15 protein-coding genes are annotated in these 16,955 nt (G+C 68.3%); 2 read left to right on the plus strand and 13 right to left on the minus strand.

From position 1 onward, the window contains the following. Positions 1 to 90 precede the first annotated feature (90 nt). Both NQK81_RS06765 and NQK81_RS06770 read right to left on the minus strand, forming a co-directional pair. Positions 91 to 1,659, minus strand: a complete 1,569-nt coding sequence (locus NQK81_RS06765) for a carbamoyltransferase C-terminal domain-containing protein (protein ID WP_126730814.1) — start codon at positions 1,657 to 1,659, stop codon at positions 91 to 93. An 87-nt stretch (positions 1,660 to 1,746) separates the two neighbouring features. Further along, a complete protein-coding gene (locus NQK81_RS06770) occupies positions 1,747 to 3,198 on the minus strand; it encodes an NB-ARC domain-containing protein (protein ID WP_257487531.1) in 1,452 nt (483 codons plus the stop codon). A gap of 188 nt (positions 3,199 to 3,386) precedes the next feature. On the opposite strand from NQK81_RS06770, the gene NQK81_RS06775 reads away from it, so the two are divergent. Together NQK81_RS06775 and NQK81_RS06780 are read left to right on the plus strand one after the other, a co-directional pair. Continuing rightward, positions 3,387 to 4,079 (plus strand): hypothetical protein, encoded by a 693-nt coding sequence (locus NQK81_RS06775; protein ID WP_257487532.1) that lies wholly within the window; start codon positions 3,387 to 3,389, stop codon positions 4,077 to 4,079. Then, on the plus strand, positions 4,063 to 4,413 hold the full coding sequence (locus NQK81_RS06780) for an MmcQ/YjbR family DNA-binding protein (RefSeq protein ID WP_257489708.1): 351 nt from the start codon (positions 4,063 to 4,065) through the stop codon (positions 4,411 to 4,413). The genes NQK81_RS06775 and NQK81_RS06780 overlap by 17 nt, the downstream gene beginning before the upstream one ends. A gap of 419 nt (positions 4,414 to 4,832) precedes the next feature. On the opposite strand, the gene NQK81_RS06785 is transcribed toward NQK81_RS06780, so the two are convergent. The 11 genes from NQK81_RS06785 to NQK81_RS06835 all read right to left on the minus strand — a co-directional run bounded on the left by NQK81_RS06785 (position 4,833) and on the right by NQK81_RS06835 (position 16,931). Beyond that, positions 4,833 to 5,162 carry an avidin-fold protein gene (locus tag NQK81_RS06785; RefSeq protein ID WP_126730808.1) on the minus strand — a complete coding sequence of 110 codons (330 nt, stop codon included), beginning with the start codon at positions 5,160 to 5,162 and terminating at the stop codon, positions 4,833 to 4,835. Then, on the minus strand, positions 5,159 to 6,403 hold the full coding sequence (locus NQK81_RS06790) for a glutamate synthase-related protein (RefSeq protein ID WP_257487533.1): 1,245 nt from the start codon (positions 6,401 to 6,403) through the stop codon (positions 5,159 to 5,161). Before NQK81_RS06790 ends, NQK81_RS06785 begins: the two co-directional genes overlap by 4 nt. Further along, complete coding sequence (locus tag NQK81_RS06795; RefSeq protein WP_257487534.1) at positions 6,400 to 7,395, minus strand: asparagine synthetase A; 996 nt, start codon at positions 7,393 to 7,395, stop codon at positions 6,400 to 6,402. The genes NQK81_RS06790 and NQK81_RS06795 overlap by 4 nt, the downstream gene beginning before the upstream one ends. After that, entirely contained in the window at positions 7,392 to 8,702 is a 1,311-nt protein-coding gene (locus NQK81_RS06800) for a methylaspartate mutase (RefSeq protein WP_257487535.1), read from the minus strand. Before NQK81_RS06800 ends, NQK81_RS06795 begins: the two co-directional genes overlap by 4 nt. Then, the gene (locus NQK81_RS06805; RefSeq protein WP_257487536.1) at positions 8,699 to 9,163 is read right to left on the minus strand and encodes a cobalamin B12-binding domain-containing protein; all 465 of its coding nucleotides are present in this window, start codon (positions 9,161 to 9,163) and stop codon (positions 8,699 to 8,701) included. The genes NQK81_RS06800 and NQK81_RS06805 overlap by 4 nt, the downstream gene beginning before the upstream one ends. Then, positions 9,160 to 10,440 (minus strand): ATP-grasp domain-containing protein, encoded by a 1,281-nt coding sequence (locus NQK81_RS06810; protein WP_257487537.1) that lies wholly within the window; start codon positions 10,438 to 10,440, stop codon positions 9,160 to 9,162. Before NQK81_RS06810 ends, NQK81_RS06805 begins: the two co-directional genes overlap by 4 nt. After that, positions 10,437 to 12,200, minus strand: coding sequence for an ABC transporter substrate-binding protein (locus NQK81_RS06815; protein ID WP_257487538.1), 1,764 nt, complete (start codon positions 12,198 to 12,200; stop codon positions 10,437 to 10,439). The genes NQK81_RS06810 and NQK81_RS06815 overlap by 4 nt, the downstream gene beginning before the upstream one ends. A gap of 143 nt (positions 12,201 to 12,343) precedes the next feature. Continuing rightward, positions 12,344 to 13,600, minus strand: coding sequence for an MFS transporter (locus tag NQK81_RS06820; RefSeq protein ID WP_257487539.1), 1,257 nt, complete (start codon positions 13,598 to 13,600; stop codon positions 12,344 to 12,346). A 6-nt stretch (positions 13,601 to 13,606) separates the two neighbouring features. Then, the gene (locus NQK81_RS06825) at positions 13,607 to 15,226 is read right to left on the minus strand and encodes a class I tRNA ligase family protein (protein WP_257487540.1); all 1,620 of its coding nucleotides are present in this window, start codon (positions 15,224 to 15,226) and stop codon (positions 13,607 to 13,609) included. Between the two features lie 2 nt (positions 15,227 to 15,228). Continuing rightward, positions 15,229 to 15,594: a cupin domain-containing protein gene (locus NQK81_RS06830; protein WP_257487541.1), complete on the minus strand. Its 366-nt coding sequence runs from the start codon at positions 15,592 to 15,594 to the stop codon at positions 15,229 to 15,231. A 23-nt stretch (positions 15,595 to 15,617) separates the two neighbouring features. After that, positions 15,618 to 16,931, minus strand: a complete 1,314-nt coding sequence (locus NQK81_RS06835; protein WP_257487542.1) for a lysine N(6)-hydroxylase/L-ornithine N(5)-oxygenase family protein — start codon at positions 16,929 to 16,931, stop codon at positions 15,618 to 15,620. Positions 16,932 to 16,955: the final 24 nt, after the last annotated feature.

Below are 16,955 nucleotides of genomic sequence, written 5' to 3' on the forward strand. Positions count from 1 at the left end.
CGGGCGAGACTTCGTTCGGGCAGCACGAGGTACCCGGATGCCACTGCTGGGTGGTGGCATCCGGGCCTTACCCCCGTCGGGCAAGGTTTCTCAGGAAGCGCGCGGGGTCACGAACGTGTCGTTGATGACGTAGCCGTCGAGGCCGTACGTCTCCCCGTACTCGATGAGATCGCTGGTGCGGTTGAGGAAACCGCGCCCGTTGTTGTTCAGCGACGTGTTGCACAGCACGCTGAACCCCGTCTGCTCACGGAACGCCTCGAGCAGATCGGTGATGCCGGCGTTGCGCTCCCGCGTCACCGTCTGGGTACGCGCGGTGCCGTCGACATGCGTGATGGCCTTCAGCTCGTCGGAGGTGACGTGGTTGAAGTACAGCATGTACGGGTCTTCCACCGAGCCGACGAACCACTTGGGAGCGTCGGATTCCAGTGCGATCGGCGCGATCGGGCGGTAGTCCTCGCGGCGCTTGATCTTGTTGAGCCGCACGGTGGTGTCCACGGTGAACGGCGCGGCCAGGATCGACCGGTTGCCCAGCGCCCGCGGGCCCATCTCGTACCGGCCGCGCGCCCAGCCGATGATGTTGCCGTCCTTGAGGTACTTCGCGACCTCGCTCGCCACGAGCGGCCGCGTCTCGTACTTGGCGGGATCCGGGACGACGTCCTCGACGAAGTTCTCCCCCGCGTAGACGTCCCACTCGATGGTCGCCTGCCCGGTGTAGAACCATTGCGCGTCGATGGCGGTGCCCAGTGCGGAGCCGCTGTCGTTCGGGCACGGCGGCACGAACACGGAGGAGAACAGGCCGCTCTCCCGCCACAAGCGGTTCCAGTCGCAGTTCAGGCCGCAGCCACCGGAGATCAGCAGCGGCAGGCCTTCGGTCAGGTTCTTCTCGGCGTAGTCGTAGAACCGGTTGAAGATGGCCTGCGAGTGCTTCGCCGCCGCGTTGCGGTATTCCTGCGACCAGACACCGGCGTTGTACAGATGGGACCAGGACATCTCCTCTTTGGACAGACCGAGGATGATGCCGTCGCGGTCGAGGATGAAGTCGATGGTCTTCTGCTCGTCCGGCGTGAGCGGGCCCGGCTCGGCGAACCCGGTCAGCGCCATCTGCTTGCCGGCGTCGTTGAACCGGAATTTCCCCTTGCCCAGCGGGAAACCCGGGTCGGCCAGCGCGAAGAGATACGCGTACTTCGCGCCCGGGTCGGTCAGGACGTGCTGCAGGTGCGTGGCCTCGCCGCGCTCGTCGATCCGATAGAAGTCACCGATGTTCCCTTCCCACACCAGGGAGTAGTACGCCTGGCCGGGTGCCGCGGGGGCCATCCCGAGGGAGGTGTAGATATGCGAGCGCTCGTGGGTCGAGGAGAAGTACCGCACGTCCTTGCCGAAGAACTTGCCCGCCTCGTCGGAGATCGCGCCCTCGCCGACACCGAAGTATCCGGTGCGGGACGGCGGTTCCACCGAGAACTCCCCCTTGACCCAGCCGCCGAGCGCGACCACGTCGGGCTGCTTGTCGAGCATGCCCGCCGCGCGCGCCATCAGCTCGCCGGTGATCCGGTCGTAGCGCGGGTAGTTGTCCTTTTCCGACTCCAGCGCGAACAGCAGCTTGCCGTCCTCGATCGCCACGATCCCGCCATCGTGACCCTCTTTCATCGACAGAATCAGCATTGTGTCACCGAATTTCGCTCGCCTTCATTCGTCGACTCATTCAAGCCGCGCGACCCGTTGACCGGAAGCGCCGCGCGGGGAGAACAATCAACCTTCGGACGAGCCGCCCGGCAGGGTGCGCACCGCCTCGTGACGCAGCGATTCGAACGCGTTCTTGCGTGTCCTTCGGCCGGCCATCGGGACGGCGGCGGCCAGTGGCCCCGGTTCCCGTCGCCGTTCGGCGGCGAACGCGCTGACCAACCGGGAGACCGCGTAGCGCCCGGCGACGTTGGCACGCTGGAGAAGTCCGGCGTCCACCACGGATTCGAGAAGTTCGTCGGCGGTCTCGATCATGATGCCCATCGCGGCGGCGACGCCGATCGACGTCGTCCAGCCCGCCCCGCTCTGCCCGAAGTGCTGGACGGCCTCCCGTTCGGTGGGCGACAGATGCTCGTACGCGGCGGAGAACCGGTCCCGCACGTTGACGTCGCCGACACAGAGACTGTCCATGAGCCGTTCGCGATCCGCGAGCTGGCCCGCGGTGTAGGCGATCGCCCATTCCGGGCGCGCGGCGATCTTACGGCCGACGATGTTGACCGCCAGCGGAAGATCACCGCACAGTTCGGCGATCGTGTCGGTGGCGTCGTGTTCCGCCCGCACCCGGCCCGGTCCGGCGATCCGGCCGATCAAGGCCAGCGATTCCTTGCGGGAGAACGTATCGAGCTCGATCCGGTTCGTGTCCTCCAAACCGAGCAGCCGGGCGCGGCTGGTGACCACGACCTGGCTGTGCGGGGCCTGGCCGAGCAGCGGCCGCACCTGTCCCTCGTCCCGGACGCCCGTCAGGAGCACGAACAACCTGCGTTCCGCCAGCAGGGACCGGTAAAGCCCGATCCGCTGCATCGGATCGTCGGGCACGAGATGCGCCGGCACACCGAGGGCGCGCAGGAATCCGCGCACGATCCCATTGGCCGACCGGCCGCCGGAGCCGCTGTCGCCCAAGTCGGCGTACAGCTGCCCGTCCGGGAAGTCCGCCGCCACCTCTTCCGCCAGCCGCAGGGCGAAAGCCGTCTTCCCCACCCCGATCGGGCCGCTGACGAGCAACGGCACCTTGACCGGCCCGCTCGCGCCGATCATCTCGGCGGCGTCGGCCAGATCCCGTTCCCTGCCGACGAAAGTCCTCGACGCCATCGGCAGCTGGGCCGGACGGGCGAGGCGGATGACGCCGGATGCCGTCGCGTGCGCGCCGTCCGGTGGCGTGTCGGCCGCACGGTCTTCCCGGGTCTCGGCGCCGGTTCCCGGCTGTCCGGCGACGCTGCGCCAGCGCCGTTCCCACACCGCACGGTCCCCACCGCACGCGGAGACGAACGCCAACGTCACGGCGAGCGTCGGCAAGCGATGGCCGCTCGCCGCGCTGGACAGCACGGAAGGTGCGAACAGTGCGGTCCTGGCGAGTTCCCGGTAACTCGGGTTTCCCGCCCGGTTCCTCAAAACGCGCAGATCGTGAGCGAATGCGGCGATCGGACCAGTGGAGCCGTCCAACGGTCGCTCGGGTCTGCCCATGCCCTCTCCCTCCCCTGGATGGGGTAACGCAATCGCGCTGCGTGACCGCCATCCTTGTGACCTTCCTGGCCACAACCCTAAAGGACCAATGAAGGATGCAGCAGATACAAATAGGTGACTCAATGTACAAAGTCCAATAGTTGGACGCGGAAATTCACCCCCTTGGTGGCACCGGATAGGGTTCGCCCATGTCTGACCCCCTGCCCCCGCTCGCCGAACTCAGGCGGGCCGCCGAAGTGTTCAACGGCTTCGCGAATGTGGACGCCTCTTGGCTTCGGTTGCTCGAGGAAACGCACTCCGCGATCGACCTGTCACAGCCCGCGCACCGCACAATTCTTCTTCGCTGGCTGAACTCGTGGGGATGCCGTATCCGGTACCCGCGGGACGGCGAACCCGCACCCTTCGACGACGGCGTCCGCGCCTGGTGGGAGACCTGGGGGACCACGCTCCCGTCGGCCGATCTGGCCGGCTTGACCGACGCGGAGATCGACGCCGCCGCGAAGGCCTACGCGGACCTCTCGGGTGTCGTCGTCTCAGCGGGACGGACCAGGCGTACGCTGGGCCCGACCGCCGCGGCCAAGGCGCTGTATGCGTTGCGGCCCAACATGATCATGCCGTGGGACGCCGCCATCGCGGCCGCCCTCCACGGCGCCCGTGACGTCGCCGCGTTCGGCGCGCACCTGCGCCTCGGCCGCGCGTGGGCCACCGCGGTGATCGCCGAGGCGGGGGTCGGCGGGGCGGAAATCCCCGCACTGGTGGGCAGGCCCGTGTCACTGGCGAAGATCCTCGACGAATACCTTTACGTCGCCTTCACCATGGGCGCCATGGGTGACTGGGGAACAGACAGCGGAGAATGGTGGAAAAATGGTAACCGGGGATGACGTCAGACGGATCGTTTCGGACCTTCCTCGTGCCTATGAGGCACTGGTCCGTGACCGGGCGAAGTTCCGCGTGGGGCGAATCGTCTTTCTTTCGCTCTCACCGGACGAAACCGTGATGGGATTCGGCTATCCCAAAGAGGAGCGGGAAGCGCTCGTGGCGGGCGAGCCGGAGAAGTTCATGATGCCGATTCCGTCTGATATGCGCTATCAGTGGGTCCGCGTCCGGCTGTCCGCGATCGATTACGAAGAGTTACGAGAGCTGATCGTCGACTCGTGGCGAATGTGCGTTCCGAAGAAGGTCTGGACGGAATACCTGGAAAAGAACCCGACCTGAACTGCTCCTTTCGGCGTGCGCCGTTCAGCCCCGTCGCTTGCCCTTTTCGGTCGCGTGAATTCGCCTTTCGGGCGAGGAACGCCGGTAGAAATCCCCTTCCGCCCGAGTCGATGTCCGTGAAGGCCTCCTTCCCTACCCTGAAGGTAGGCAAGGAGGCCTTCACCACCTGCCGGGGGCCCTCGCGCGGCGCCAGCCCCCGCACGCGTCGCGAAAGCCACTTTCGCGACGTCTGATGTCCCGAAAGTGGCTTTCGCGACATGATCGCCGGGGCAGGGGCGGGGCGGGCCACGAGCGACGTTGCGACAACGAACGCCACTGCACGACCCGCTTGACCCAGCTCCTGCCGCACCCCGAACGCGCGTGAAGGCCCCCTTCCCTCGGCTGAGCCGAGGGAAGGGGGCCTTCACGCGCGAAACGACCTACTCGGTCACCTCTTCGATGGCGGAGGTTCCGCGGGAGCCGGGGTTCCCGTACCGCTCCCACACCTCGTTCAGCCGGATCCGCCCGTCCGGCAGGAACTCCGGCGTGTTCGTACTGTGCCCCGCGATCACCTGCCCGCTGGCCAGCACCATCGTGTAGGCCATGTCGATCGTGCCGTCCTCGCCGCACTTCCCGGTCAGCGAGCCGAGCCGCACCCCGCCGCCGCTCAGCTCGGCCCACACCAGATCGTCCTTCTGCCGGTACAGGGTCACCGGCGCGTTCGGATCCGTGCTGACCTTGCGGAACCGTTTCCCGTCGTAGTTGATCATCCGTCCAGCTCCGTCCGAGTCGGGAACCAAAGGTCGTCCGTGGTCAGGTCCGCGAGGTCGTACTTCCCGAGCGCGCTGGCGAGCAGCCTCAGTTCGAGTTCGAGACAGCGCACCAGCCGCACGAGCCCTTCGTCCGCGTCCTCGTCGACGGCGAGCAGCGCCGCCCGGCCGAGGCCGACCGCGGAAGCGCCCATCGCCAGGCACTTCAGCGCACGGGCCCCTTCCCAGATCCGTCCCGACACCAGCAGCGACGCGTCGTGTTTGCCGACCCGGCGCAGGCATTCCACCAGCGGCAACCCCACCTGGTCGAGGAACACCGACGGCGCCCAGCCGGTGCCGCCCTCGGCACCGTCCACGGTGACGGCGTCCGCTCCCGCCGCCCACGCGACCCGCGCCGCCTCGCCGACGTCGCGGCCGGGGTGCAGTTTCACCCAGGCGCGGGCCCGCGGGTAGTTGTTGCGCATCAGGTGGATCTGCTGGCGCAGGATCTCGCCGGTGAAGGTGCCGGGGCTGCTCGACCGCAGCACCATGGCCTGATCCCTGCCGAAGGCTTCGTCCACTGTGTACTGTTCGGCGATCTCGCCAGCGGCCGTGCGCGAGAGCACGGTCATCCCGCCGAGCCCCGGCTTCGCGCCTTGCCCCACCTTGAGCTCGAACGCCAGCCGCCCGGTCTCCAGCAGTTTCGTCGCGGACGGGTCGCTGTAAACGAGGTTCCACACCTCCGCGTCGGCGTCTTCGGTGCTCTGCTGCACGACGACGCCGCCCAGACCGTCGGGCACGGCGCCGGCGTACGCGCGAATCCGGCCGAGCAGGCCGTCTTCGGCGCTTTCGCCCATCCGGCCGTACCCGTGCATCGGCACGACATTCTCACCGATCACCATCGGCATCCCGAGCCTGCCCGCCTGCTCGCTCGCGGCGATTCCGAGCCCGCTGCCCGCGACCTGCGTGGACCCGAACGCGCACAGGAACACCGGCGACGGCGCGGTGAACCCGCCGAGCACGGTCGACAGCCCGACGTCGCCGTACACCGGTTCACGCGCGAGGTCGAACATCTTCTCCAGGCGCCGTGGGACGAACACCGGCGGCACGATCCGCGCGCGGTCGAGTTCGTCCGGCGGAGTGCCGGCGTCCGCGCCGAACAGCGACCGGCCGTATCCCGCGACGTCGGGGAAGATCGCCGCGCTGCCTTCCCGTGCCCTGGCCCGGATCGCGTCCTCCGGGAGCTGCCGCGCGGTGATCACGGCGTCGCGATCCCTGGCAGCTTCGGGTACGCGTTCGCCTGCCAGATCGCGTCCAGCCCGGCGATGTACCGCGTCACCCGCTCCAGCCCCATCCCGAAACCGGCGCTCGGCGGCAGGCCCTCGCGCGCGAGGTCGAGGTACCAGGCGTACTTCGCCGGGTTCTCCCCCGTCTCCCGCATCCGCTCGATCAGCCGCCGGTACTCGTGCGTGCGCTCACCGCCACTGCACAGTTCCCCGAACCCGTCCGAGGCGATGAGGTCGAAGTTCCGCAGCACCCCCGGTTCCGTGCTGGACTCGCCATCGGTGAATCCGCGCGACCCCTTGGGGTAGTCGACGATGAAGAACGGCCGGTTCGTCTGCTCGGAGATGATCCGCTCGCCCTGCCAGTCGATCTCCGCGTCGGCGCTCTGCCCGTGCCGCAGACCTTGCAGCCGCGAGACCGCCTCGCGGTGCGTCATCCGCTCGAAGTCCTCCTCCAGCAACGCCGTGAACGCCTCCTGGTCCCGGCCCAGCGTGGCCAAGTCCACTTTGGACTCGCGCAGCGTGTGGGCGACGATGTGCCGCAGCAGGCCCTGCGCGATGTCGAGGACCTCCTCGCGGCTCGCACGGGCGACCTCGACGTCGATCTGGGTGAACTCGACCAGGTGCCGTCCGGTGGTCGATGTCTCCAGCGGCTCCAGCCGCACGTTCGGGGCGACGTAGAAGATCTTGTCGAACGCGAGCAGCGAGGCCTGTTTGTACAGGATGACGCTGGTCATCATCTTGTACTTGTGCCCGTAGTAGTCGACGTCGACCTGTTTGGCACCGCGGCAGCCCGGGTCGGTGACCGGCCCGATCAACGGCGGCTGCAGTTCGACGAACCCGTTCATGCCGAGGTATTCGCGGGTGCCCGCGGTGATGCTGTTCTGGATGCGCAACGCCGCCTGCGTCACCGGTGACGTCAGATGCTCGCGGGTGCCCGGCGGCAGCGCCGCCTCCGATGGTCCGGTCATGTCCTACTCCCCTGTGTCGGTCGGTTCACGGTCTCGATTCCCGGCAGCCCGTACTTCTCGTCGAACGACCGCTCGACGTACCGGAGCGCGTCCAGCAGATCGCCCGAGGTCATCCGCCGTTCCGCGGGCAGGTCGACGAGGTCGCCCAGCGGCATCGCGCCGATCCGCTGCCACTCCAGCCGCCCGCCGGCGTCCAGCCGTCCACGCGCGCGGCCCGCGTTGTCCGGGTGCAAGCAGAACGGGACGTCCAGCTGCCCCCGCGCGAACGCGGTGACCAGCGCCCTGCCAAGATCGGTGTCGAGCGAAAGAACGTTGTCCACCAGCGCTTTCGCCTGCGCGTGGATCCCGGTGTCGCCGAGCCTGCCGATGCGGGACACTCCCCGCGCGGACTCGGCGGCGTGTTCCAGCGCGGTCACGTTCTCCGCCACGGTCGGCAGCCGGTGCGCCTCGGCGGTGGTCTTGACGATCAGCCTGCTCGCGCCGGTGCGGGCGGCCAGCCGCGCGGACTCCGCGATCAGCTCCAGCGCGCCGCCCGGTGTCCTCGGGTGGACGCCCATGTAGCCGTAGATCACCACATGCGTCCGCGCGTGCGGCACGTATTCCCTGATCAGCGCGTGCAGCGCGGCCACGGCCTCCTCGTCCTGCCCGGCGTGGGTCTGCTGCGCGTAGCTGAAAGACAGGCAGCGGATCCCGTGCCGCCAGAAGAACATCCCCTCCAGCACGCTCAACGCGACCAGCAGCGCCGGCGGGCACAGCTGGCCCATCATGCAGCCGCCGAAGGTCTCCAGGTGCGGTTCCAGGTCGGGGCCGCGGGCCTCGGCCAGCGTTTCGCACGAGCGCCGCCAGTTGTCGACGGCCGCCGAGAGCGGCATCCGGCTGTACGGCAGGCAGTACGACACCGGTCCGCCCTCGGTCGCGTGCAGCCCGAAGTCCAGCAGCGCCCGGACGATCCGGCGGGGATCCGCCGAACCGTGCCGGACCTGCACCGGGAACTCCCCGGTCAGCACGCCGGCGAGCAACGCCGTCGTCGTCGCGGGATCGTGGTCGACGAGCGGGTACCCGTTGAGATCGGCGCCGGCCGCCAGCGCCGCGCGAGCCGCCTCGTGGTCGCCGACCCTGGTGTAGCTGTCGATCGTGATCGTGCCGACCGTCGCGGCCCGCGCCGCCCTGGTCGCCAGCAGCCCGCGGGTCATCCGGCCCGGATCGGCGAACCCCATCCGGGGCTGGACGACCAGATCCCCCCTGGCGTGGTGGCGCGCGACCACCTCGCCGAACGAATGTCCCCGACGTGGGGTGAGCACGCTCATCCGGCGCCCAGCGGGACGCCGGGGGCACGCACGGACAGGGTGTGGAGGAACGTCCGGAACGGGGTCAGCCCGCCGGAGTCCTCGAACACCGCGTCGAAGCCGGCCTCCAGCAGCCGCGCGGCGTTGCTGCCGCCCGTGACGTCGAGCTTCCCGCCGATGACGACCGGCATCGTGACCAGCTCCGCCCGCGCGCGGAAGGATTCCATCAACCGGACCCCGTCCTGGCGGCCGTGCCCGTTGAGACTGCTGATCACCAGCAGATCCGGCCGCCGGGTGACGCATTCACGCACGATCGTCGCGTCCGGGACGCAGGCGCCGAGGTTGGTGACCCGGCAGCCCAGTTCCTCCAGCAACAGCTCCAGGTACACCAGGTTCCAGGTGTGCGCGTCGGACGAGAGCCCGGTGACGAGCACGTCGAGACCGGCGTCCGGGAGCGTGGGCTGGACGGCTTCGATGGTCATGGTGCGGCGTTCTCCCTCTCTCCTCGGCCCGGCCGCACGTCGATCTCGATCAGCGCGACCGCCTCTTCGGCCAGGCGCGACGCCTCCGCCGGGCTGTCCGCGGTCACCATCAGGTCGCCGACGCGGTCCCACGAACTGCGCAGCCCGTCGAACCGGTCGCCCGCCGAGACGCTGACGTCGCACAGGAACACGCCCTCGGCCTGCGACGCCTTCTCCACGCCGCGCACGTCCTCGATCAGGCCGGGCTCGATCGAGAGGAACCGGACCGCGGCGCCGCCTTCGGCCTTGCGCGGCAACAGGTCCACGACCGGTTCGTTCTTCATCACCGAGAAGTAGGCGCGGTTCAGCTCCACCGGATAGGCACGCTGGATCAGCTCGATGATGCCGTCGCCCGCGAACCGGCCGGCGCATTCGACCAGGTACGGGACGCCGTCCGAGACGATCCACTCACAGTGGACGATCCCGGTGCGGAACCCGGCCGCCGAGGTGAGCCGCCGGGTCTCCTCGGTCAGCGTCGCGGTCAGCTCGTCCGGGATGTCGGCGGGGACGATATGCGCGAGCTCGATCGGGCGCGGGCCGGGGAACAGCCGCTTGCCGGTGACGTTGGCGAACAGCGGTTCGCCGTCCCGCAGCAGCATCTCGACGCTGAACTCGTCGCCCTCGACGAAGCTCTCGGCCAGCATCTTCAGTTCCATCGCGCGGTCCGGGACGAAGATCCCCTCGTCCTGCACCACACAGTTCGTCCACGCCTGCTCGGCCTCCGCCGGGTCGGTGAGCACCTGCGTCCCCACCGACGCCTGCCGGTTCGCGGGTTTCAGCACGGTCTTCCCCGGATGCCGCGCCATGAACTCGCGGACCTGCGCCGGGCTTTCGACCCGCGCCGACGCCGGATTCGCGATCCCCGCCGCCCGGCTGACCAGGCGCAGCACCGCCTTGTCCCGCAGGATCTGCGCCGCACCGAATCCCGCGCCCGGCAGGCCGTAGCGTTCCGCGAGCCGGGCCGCGAACGGGGTCGCGTACTCGGTCAGCGGCACGACGGCCGCCGGGTCGAGATCGTGGTGGACGTGGTAGAACTCGTCCGCCTTGCCGGGCAGGTGGAACTCCCACTCGATGAGCTCGCGCACCAGCGCCGAACCGGCCACCGTCTTCCGCGCGTCGCGTTTGCGGACGACGTCGGGCTCTTCGACGAAGATGACCGAGCCGTCCGGCTGGAAGTCCTTGATGGACGAACCCAGCGCCGCGGCCACGAACCCGACCAGCACCACCGGGCGCGTCATGACCCAGCCTCCACTGTGTTTTCGATGTAGTACCAGTTCTCCGGGTTGATGAGCCCGTACGGGTTGATCGGCGAGAAGCCCCGCAGGTTCCCCGCGACCTCGAACAACCGCCGCGGGAACGTCGGCATGAAGATCACCGGCGCCTGCTCGGCGATGTACTCCTGGTACTCGTACAGCGCTTCGAGCGAGTCGGTGGTGACCGTCTTCGCGATCAGCTCGTCCGCCTTGGCGTCGCGCCAGTTGCTGAAGTTGCAGGCGGCACCGCTCTGGAAGAGGTTCTCCCCGGTCGGATAGTTGTAGACCCAGCCGCCGCCCCAGCAGGACAACTGCCACATCCGCTTCTCGCCGGGACCGTCCTCCGCCACCAGGACCGACCCCATCACCTCTTCGAGGCGGATCTCGATGCCGGCCTTGGCCGCGTCGTCCCGGAACTGCGCCATGAGCCGCGCCAGCGACGGCCGTCCTTCCCAGTAGCGCAGGGAGAAGCTCAGCTCCGTGCCCGCCGGGATGCCTTCGCCCGCTTCACCGGGACCGGTGCCGGGACGCACGCACACCGCGGGCGAAGCGCTGACGTCCCAGCCGTTGTCCGAGAGCAGCTGCCGGGCCTTCTCCAGGTCGAACGGCCAGAACCCGCCGCGCTCGGCGATCTTCGGCGATACCAGGTCGCTCTTGGGCAGCACCGGGATCGACCCGGTCTGGCTCCAGCCGTACCCCTGGTAGACCTCGCGCGCCCCGTACTCCTGGTCGAAGCAGCTCTGAAGGGCCTGCCGGATGTACGGCTGCCGGATCATGTTCCCGGCGACGGTCGGGTTGCTGAAGTTGACCGCCATGAAGTTGATGTTGAACAGGATCTGCGGTTCCAGCTGGAAACCGTCGCCCAGCGGGTTCGGCCCGCCCTTGGTCGGGTCGCCGTCGGGCTGGACACCCATCCCCGGCGGCAGGAAGCCGACCTGGACGTCACCGGACTGCAGCAGTTCGTATTGCTGTTCGTCCGACGTCGTCGAGACCTGGCGCAGCTCGTCGAGATGCGCCGGATTGGGGCCGCTGTAGTGCTCGTTCGGGACGAAGGTGACGACGCCTTCCTCGGTGTAGCTCTTGAGCCGCCACGGCCCGTTCACCACACTCCACACAGGACTGTCGGCCCAGCGCGTGCGGTGCGAGTTGTCCTCTTCGACGACGTCGCCGTTCTCCGCCATCAAGAACTCGTAGACCGCTTCCGCCTGCCCGATGTCGTGCGTCGCGTCGGCCGGGCCGTCCGCGGTGCGGTCCCACGCCTTCGGCATCGGCGTGATCATCGTGAGCTGGTTCAGCAGCACCCAGTTCTTCGAGTACGCCTTGTCGAAGGTGAAGCTCACCGTGTCGTCGGCGACCTTCCCGAACGACACCAGGTTGTCCGGGAAGTAGCCCTCGGAGTAGGCGCCGAACCTCGGCCCCTTCACCTTCAGCATGTTCATCCAGAAGATGACGTTGTCCGCGCAGAGCGTCTCGCCGTTGGACCACTTCCACGGTTTGATCCGGACCGTGCAGGTGCGGCCGGTCTCGTCCCACACCGGCTCCTCGCCGACGCTGAGGTCCCAGTCGATCTCCGGCGCGCCGTCCCGGCCCAGCCAGTAGAGCGGCCGGTACATCAGCATCTGGAACTCGTAGAGGCTCCGCACGCCGAAGCGCTCGCCCGGGGTGAAGGGGAAGATCACCGCGGGCGGGAACCCGGGAAGGCAGGCCCAGGTGGCGACGCCACCCTTGATCGGCTTGTCCGTCATGACTTTCGTTTCCTCCGCATGTCGGCCGCGCTTAGTGGTTGCCATCGGATGTCCTTCGGGGGTATTCGGCGGACCCAGGTTTCCGCTGGGCGTGCGGTCGTGAGGTCCTCGTACCGGGTGGTACTCGGCCCGATGGTGACCACTTACGCGGCGGTCGCCTCGAGAACCTCGGCCGGCCGCTTCTCCTGCGCCGACAGCGGTTTCGCCAAGCTGAAGTAGGTGCCGATCACGATCGCGCCCTGCAGGATCGCCAGCCCCCAGAAGGCGTAGGGCACCGTCGTCGCGTCCGCCAGTGAGGACAACGCGACCGTCGCGCCGACGCCCAGCCCGAGACCGAGGGCCTGGGTGCCACCGAAGATCCGGCCGACGCGTTCCTCCGGGCTGGCCCGCATCAGCAGCGTGCGGGCCGCGATCCGGCCCTGCGCGAAGCAGAACCCGGCGAACGGGATCGCCGCCATCAAGGCGATGTAGTGCAGGGGCTGGATCGCGAGGCAGATCAGGTTGCCGAGCGTGCCGAGCACGGCCAGATGGATGCCCTTGAACTGTTTGCTGACCTTGCCGTACGCGGCGGCGCCGACGATGAACCCGACGCCTGCCAGCGCGTCGACCACGCCGATCATCCACGCGCCCTGGTTGAAGGTCTGCAGGATCAACGTCGTCAGGATGACGTTGGCGACCATCAGGCCGATGTTGCCGTTGGCGTACAGCAGCGCGAGCCGCTTGATCGGCTGCCGCACGGGGACCTCGACCGGCACCGACGGGTCGGTGGCCGTGGTCTCCTCGACCACCGGGGCCTTGGCGGGTTTGCGGCCGATCGCGTAGACCAGCACGGCCGAGAGGACGAAGCTCAGCGAGTTGAACACGAACAGCGGCGTGGCGCCGAACCAGATCACCAGGAAGCCCGCCAGCGAAGACGCCAGCAGCATCCCGGAGTTGCTCGCCATCTCGAAGTGGGAGTTGAACTTCCCGAGCCGTTCGTCGCGGATCCGTTCCTTGATCAGGCCGTTGCTGGCGGGCATGAACAGCGCCGCGGTGCACGCGAGCATGAAGTTCGCTATGTAGGAGCCGAGGTTCGCCGGGCCGCCGATCCACAGCCACACCGGCAGCGCGAACGCGGTCATCGCGCTCACGAGGTCGGCCGCCACGCACAGCATCCGGCGGTCGACCTTGTCGACCAGCTTCCCGAACATGACCGCGAGCGCGACCTGCGGGATGGACACCGCGATGAACAGCCAGCCGACCGCCAGGGTGGTCTGCTCGGCGTGGAAGACCAGGATCGCGGCGGCGGTGATCTGGAACGCGTTGCCCGCCGTGGTGATGAAGCCCGCCGGGACCAGCAGGCGTTCGGCGAGCCGGGAACTCCGGGCCGCGTCGGCGGAGAGGGTGCTGTCGAGTGACATGGGGTCTCAGACCTCGCTCGTCGGGGGGAATTCCAGTGATGGCACGGGGAAAGCCGTGGTGTGCGTGACGTCGAAGGCGGCCGCGGTGATCCGGAGCTCGAAGCCGCCCGCTTCGGCGGCGCGTTCGGCGAGGTCGATCAGGATCGGCGAGGCACAGCCGATCAGCGCCCGCAGTTCGAGGAAGAGGTCACCGAGCCGCGCGCGGAGCATCTCCTGATCGAGGTTGCCCTTCAGCGTGCGTTCCGTCGCCGCGCGCAGGCGTTCGACGTGCTGCACGATCAGATCGGCGGCACGGCTGAGGCTGAAGTCTTCGAGCTCGTAGTTCAAGGCGAACCGGGAGACCATCGCCGCGGCGCGTTCCGTGGCTTCGGTCGACACCGGAAGCGAGCCGTTCTCGCCACCGACCTCGGCGGTGAGTTTCGCGAGGGTTTCGGCGAGTTCGTTCCAGGGCGCGACCAGCCGCTCCCCCGCGACCTTCTCCAGCGCGGCACGGGAGAAGTTGGTCCGCGCGAACTCCGGAGCGGTGAGGTTGAGGTGGAACCGCGCGATGTCGCGGGGCACCTCGGCCGCCAGATCGCGGGCCCAGACCACGTGTCCCTTGCTGGTGGAGAACTTCTCGTTCTCCAGCTCGTAGAACTCGTTGACCAGCAAGGTGTCCGGGAGGACGTAGCGGCCTTCGAGGGCCATCAGCTCCGCGACGTGGACGACTCCCCAGGTGAACAGGGGGTCGAAACCCATGAACACCACGACCCGCGCGTCGTTCTCCGCGAGCCAGGCGTCGTCGTCGGCGACCTTCGGCTTCCCGTTGCGCCGCAACGCGTACTCGGTGCAGTACATCGAGGCGGGCATGCCCTCGACCCAGGCGTTGAGGCGTTGCCCAGGTGTCTGGAGGAACGGCGCCGGCAGCCCCCACTTCACCGGATACGTGATCGCGAAATCGGGCAACGGCCCGGCGAGCAGTTCCCGCATCAGCCCGAGCACGTGCGGCCGCCACGCGGGACCGCGTTCCTCGTAGTAGGCGAGGAGCTGCTCGCGGTACTCCGAAACCGGGAAGACCATGATCTCGGTTTCGCGGTAGGTCACCTCGTCGGCCGGGTCGAGCACCGAGTACGGCTCGATGAGCGCGTCGAAGTCGATCGGATGCCCGCAGCCCTCGCAGAATCCGCCGCGGCTGTCGGCGAGGCACGTCGGGCAGCCACCGCCGACGAAACCCTCGACCAGGAACTCGCCCTTGCTCTCGCTGTAGGGCAGCCGCACCTTGCGCAGCCGGAGTTTCCCCTTGTCGTACAGGCGTTTGACGTAGTCGTAGACCAGCGCCTTGTAGCCTTCGTCGGTCGGCGAGAAGCCGTCGACCTCGACGCCCATCGCCTTGAACGTGAGCTGGATGTTCTCCGTCGACTGCTCCACCAGTTCGGGCGGTGTCAGCCCGACCCTGGCCGCGCTGGTGACGAGGTAGGTCTGGCTGTCGTCGGTGCAGGAGGCGAACACGGCCTCGCGGCCCGCCGCGCGCAGGTACCGCCGGTGCACGTCGGCACCGAGGTACGGGCCGGCGATATGCCCGATGTGCAGATCCCCGTTGGACGTCGGCGGGCCGCCGATGATCACCACCGGTCGCTGGTCGGTCATGCTCACGCCTCCGCCTCGTGCCGGGCGGCGAACTTCACCGACATGTCCGAGTCCCACCAGATCGCGTACATCTCGAAGTCCTCCGCGCCGTCGTTGAGGATGCGGTGCTCGGTGCCGGGCTTGTGGAACTCGATGTCGCCGGGACGGAAGGCGCGGCGCTCTCCCCCGGACTCGACGACCGCCTCGCCGCTGACGGCGATGAAGATCTCGTACTCGTGGTGGGAATGCGCACCCGTCGCGCCGTGCGCCGGCACCGTGACCCAGGCGCCTTCGAACGGCGCGTTCAGCGCCGCCCACGGCAGCAGCCGCTGGCCGTAGGCACCGTTCTCGAAGACCATCTTTTCCCGCTCGAGCGGACGGATCTCCATGACTTCCTCTTCCTTCTCGTGGGTCAGCGGGTGACGGCGATCGGGGCGGTTCCCGAAGTCGGCTGCGGTGGCACCGAAGGGTTCTCGCCGCGGTGGGCGAGGAGGTCCTGCAGGATGTCGTTGGCCCGCGGGGCGAGGACGCTCAGCAGCGAGTCCGCGATCCCGTGCGTGGCCTCGTTGACACCCTGGAGGTAGACGGCCGCGGTGGCGGGCTGGTCGATCTCCAGCCGGTAGTCGCGGGTCACCTTGATCTCCGACAGGCCGATCGACTTCGCGATCTCCTGGACCATCCTCGGCATCTCCGGGGAGAAACCGGTGCCGAGCAACACGAGGTCGGTGCGCAGTTCCTGCGTCTCGCCGGTGCGCCGGTCGGTCAGCTCCAGCACGATCTCCTCGCCCTCGTCGCGGGCGTCGGTGATGTCGTTCATCGTGATCATCTTGAGCCGGGAACGGCCGGACAGACGGTCCAGGTAGATCGAGCGGTAGAGCGCGTCCATCGTCCCCGGCGCCAGCCCGGAGTAGTTCGTGTGGTGCATCTCCTTGAGCATCTGCTCGCGTGCTTCCGGCCGCGAGCCGAAGAAGGTGTCCACATGGGACGGGAAGAACAGCTCGTTGTTGAACTTGCTGCTCTCGTAGTAGTTCAGTCCGATCGAACGCATCACCATCGTCGGCTTGCATTCGGGCAGATCGTGCTGCACCGAGCTGAACAGTTCCGCCGCGCTCTGCCCGGCGCCGATCACCGCGACGCGGTACGGAAGGTCCTTGCGCAGCTTCGCGATCCTCGGCAGGTACTGCGTGCTGTGGATGACGCGCTCCTGGTTCACCGTCCGGAGCTGATCCGGGATCCGCGCGTCCCGTCCGGCGCCGACCACCAGGTACCGGCTGCGGATGACCTCACCGTCGGCGACCCGGGTGTCCCAGCCGGTCAGCGTCCCGTCCGTCCACACGGGAGTGATCTCGCGGCATTCCCGGCCACGCTGCAGATCCACCAGTGACAGCGAGTCGGCGGTCCACTTGAGATAGTCGGCGAGCTCCACCCGGTACGGGACGAAACTGCCCATGTTCACGAATTCGTTGAGCCGGTTCGTGGCGTGCAGGTAGTTCAGGAACGAGAAGCGGCTGCGCGGGTTGCGCAGGGTCACCAGGTCCTTGAGGAACGAGACCTGCGACAGCGCCTCCGGCAGGAGCATGCCCCGCTGCCAGGAGACCTCTTCGTCCCGTTCGAGCAGGACCGATTCGCGGGCCAGGCCGGGCGCGAGCTCTTCCAGTGCCACTGCGAGCGCCAGGTTGGACGGTCCTGCTCCGACTGCGAGCAGCTCGACATCACGGTTCGCCATTTGTTTGCTCCGCCATCGTTTGAG

This window comes from Amycolatopsis roodepoortensis, from assembly GCF_024628825.1.
Taxonomy (GTDB): Bacteria; Actinomycetota; Actinomycetes; order Mycobacteriales; family Pseudonocardiaceae; genus Amycolatopsis; species Amycolatopsis roodepoortensis.

Excerpts from the sequence above, each read along its gene's own strand:
- NQK81_RS06765 (WP_126730814.1), bottom strand. The coding sequence starts at position 1,659 with ATGCTGATTCTGTCGATGAAAGAGGGTCACGATGGCGGGATCGTGGCG.
- NQK81_RS06770 (WP_257487531.1), bottom strand. The coding sequence starts at position 3,198 with ATGGGCAGACCCGAGCGACCGTTGGACGGCTCCACTGGTCCGATCGCC.
- NQK81_RS06775 (WP_257487532.1), top strand. The coding sequence starts at position 3,387 with ATGTCTGACCCCCTGCCCCCGCTCGCCGAACTCAGGCGGGCCGCCGAA.
- NQK81_RS06780 (WP_257489708.1), top strand. The coding sequence starts at position 4,063 with ATGGTAACCGGGGATGACGTCAGACGGATCGTTTCGGACCTTCCTCGT.
- NQK81_RS06785 (WP_126730808.1), bottom strand. The coding sequence starts at position 5,162 with ATGATCAACTACGACGGGAAACGGTTCCGCAAGGTCAGCACGGATCCG.
- NQK81_RS06795 (WP_257487534.1), bottom strand. The coding sequence starts at position 7,395 with ATGACCGGACCATCGGAGGCGGCGCTGCCGCCGGGCACCCGCGAGCAT.
- NQK81_RS06800 (WP_257487535.1), bottom strand. The coding sequence starts at position 8,702 with ATGAGCGTGCTCACCCCACGTCGGGGACATTCGTTCGGCGAGGTGGTC.
- NQK81_RS06805 (WP_257487536.1), bottom strand. The coding sequence starts at position 9,163 with ATGACCATCGAAGCCGTCCAGCCCACGCTCCCGGACGCCGGTCTCGAC.
- NQK81_RS06810 (WP_257487537.1), bottom strand. The coding sequence starts at position 10,440 with ATGACGCGCCCGGTGGTGCTGGTCGGGTTCGTGGCCGCGGCGCTGGGT.
- NQK81_RS06815 (WP_257487538.1), bottom strand. The coding sequence starts at position 12,200 with ATGACGGACAAGCCGATCAAGGGTGGCGTCGCCACCTGGGCCTGCCTT.
- NQK81_RS06820 (WP_257487539.1), bottom strand. The coding sequence starts at position 13,600 with ATGTCACTCGACAGCACCCTCTCCGCCGACGCGGCCCGGAGTTCCCGG.
- NQK81_RS06825 (WP_257487540.1), bottom strand. The coding sequence starts at position 15,226 with ATGACCGACCAGCGACCGGTGGTGATCATCGGCGGCCCGCCGACGTCC.
- NQK81_RS06830 (WP_257487541.1), bottom strand. The coding sequence starts at position 15,594 with ATGGAGATCCGTCCGCTCGAGCGGGAAAAGATGGTCTTCGAGAACGGT.
- NQK81_RS06835 (WP_257487542.1), bottom strand. The coding sequence starts at position 16,931 with ATGGCGAACCGTGATGTCGAGCTGCTCGCAGTCGGAGCAGGACCGTCC.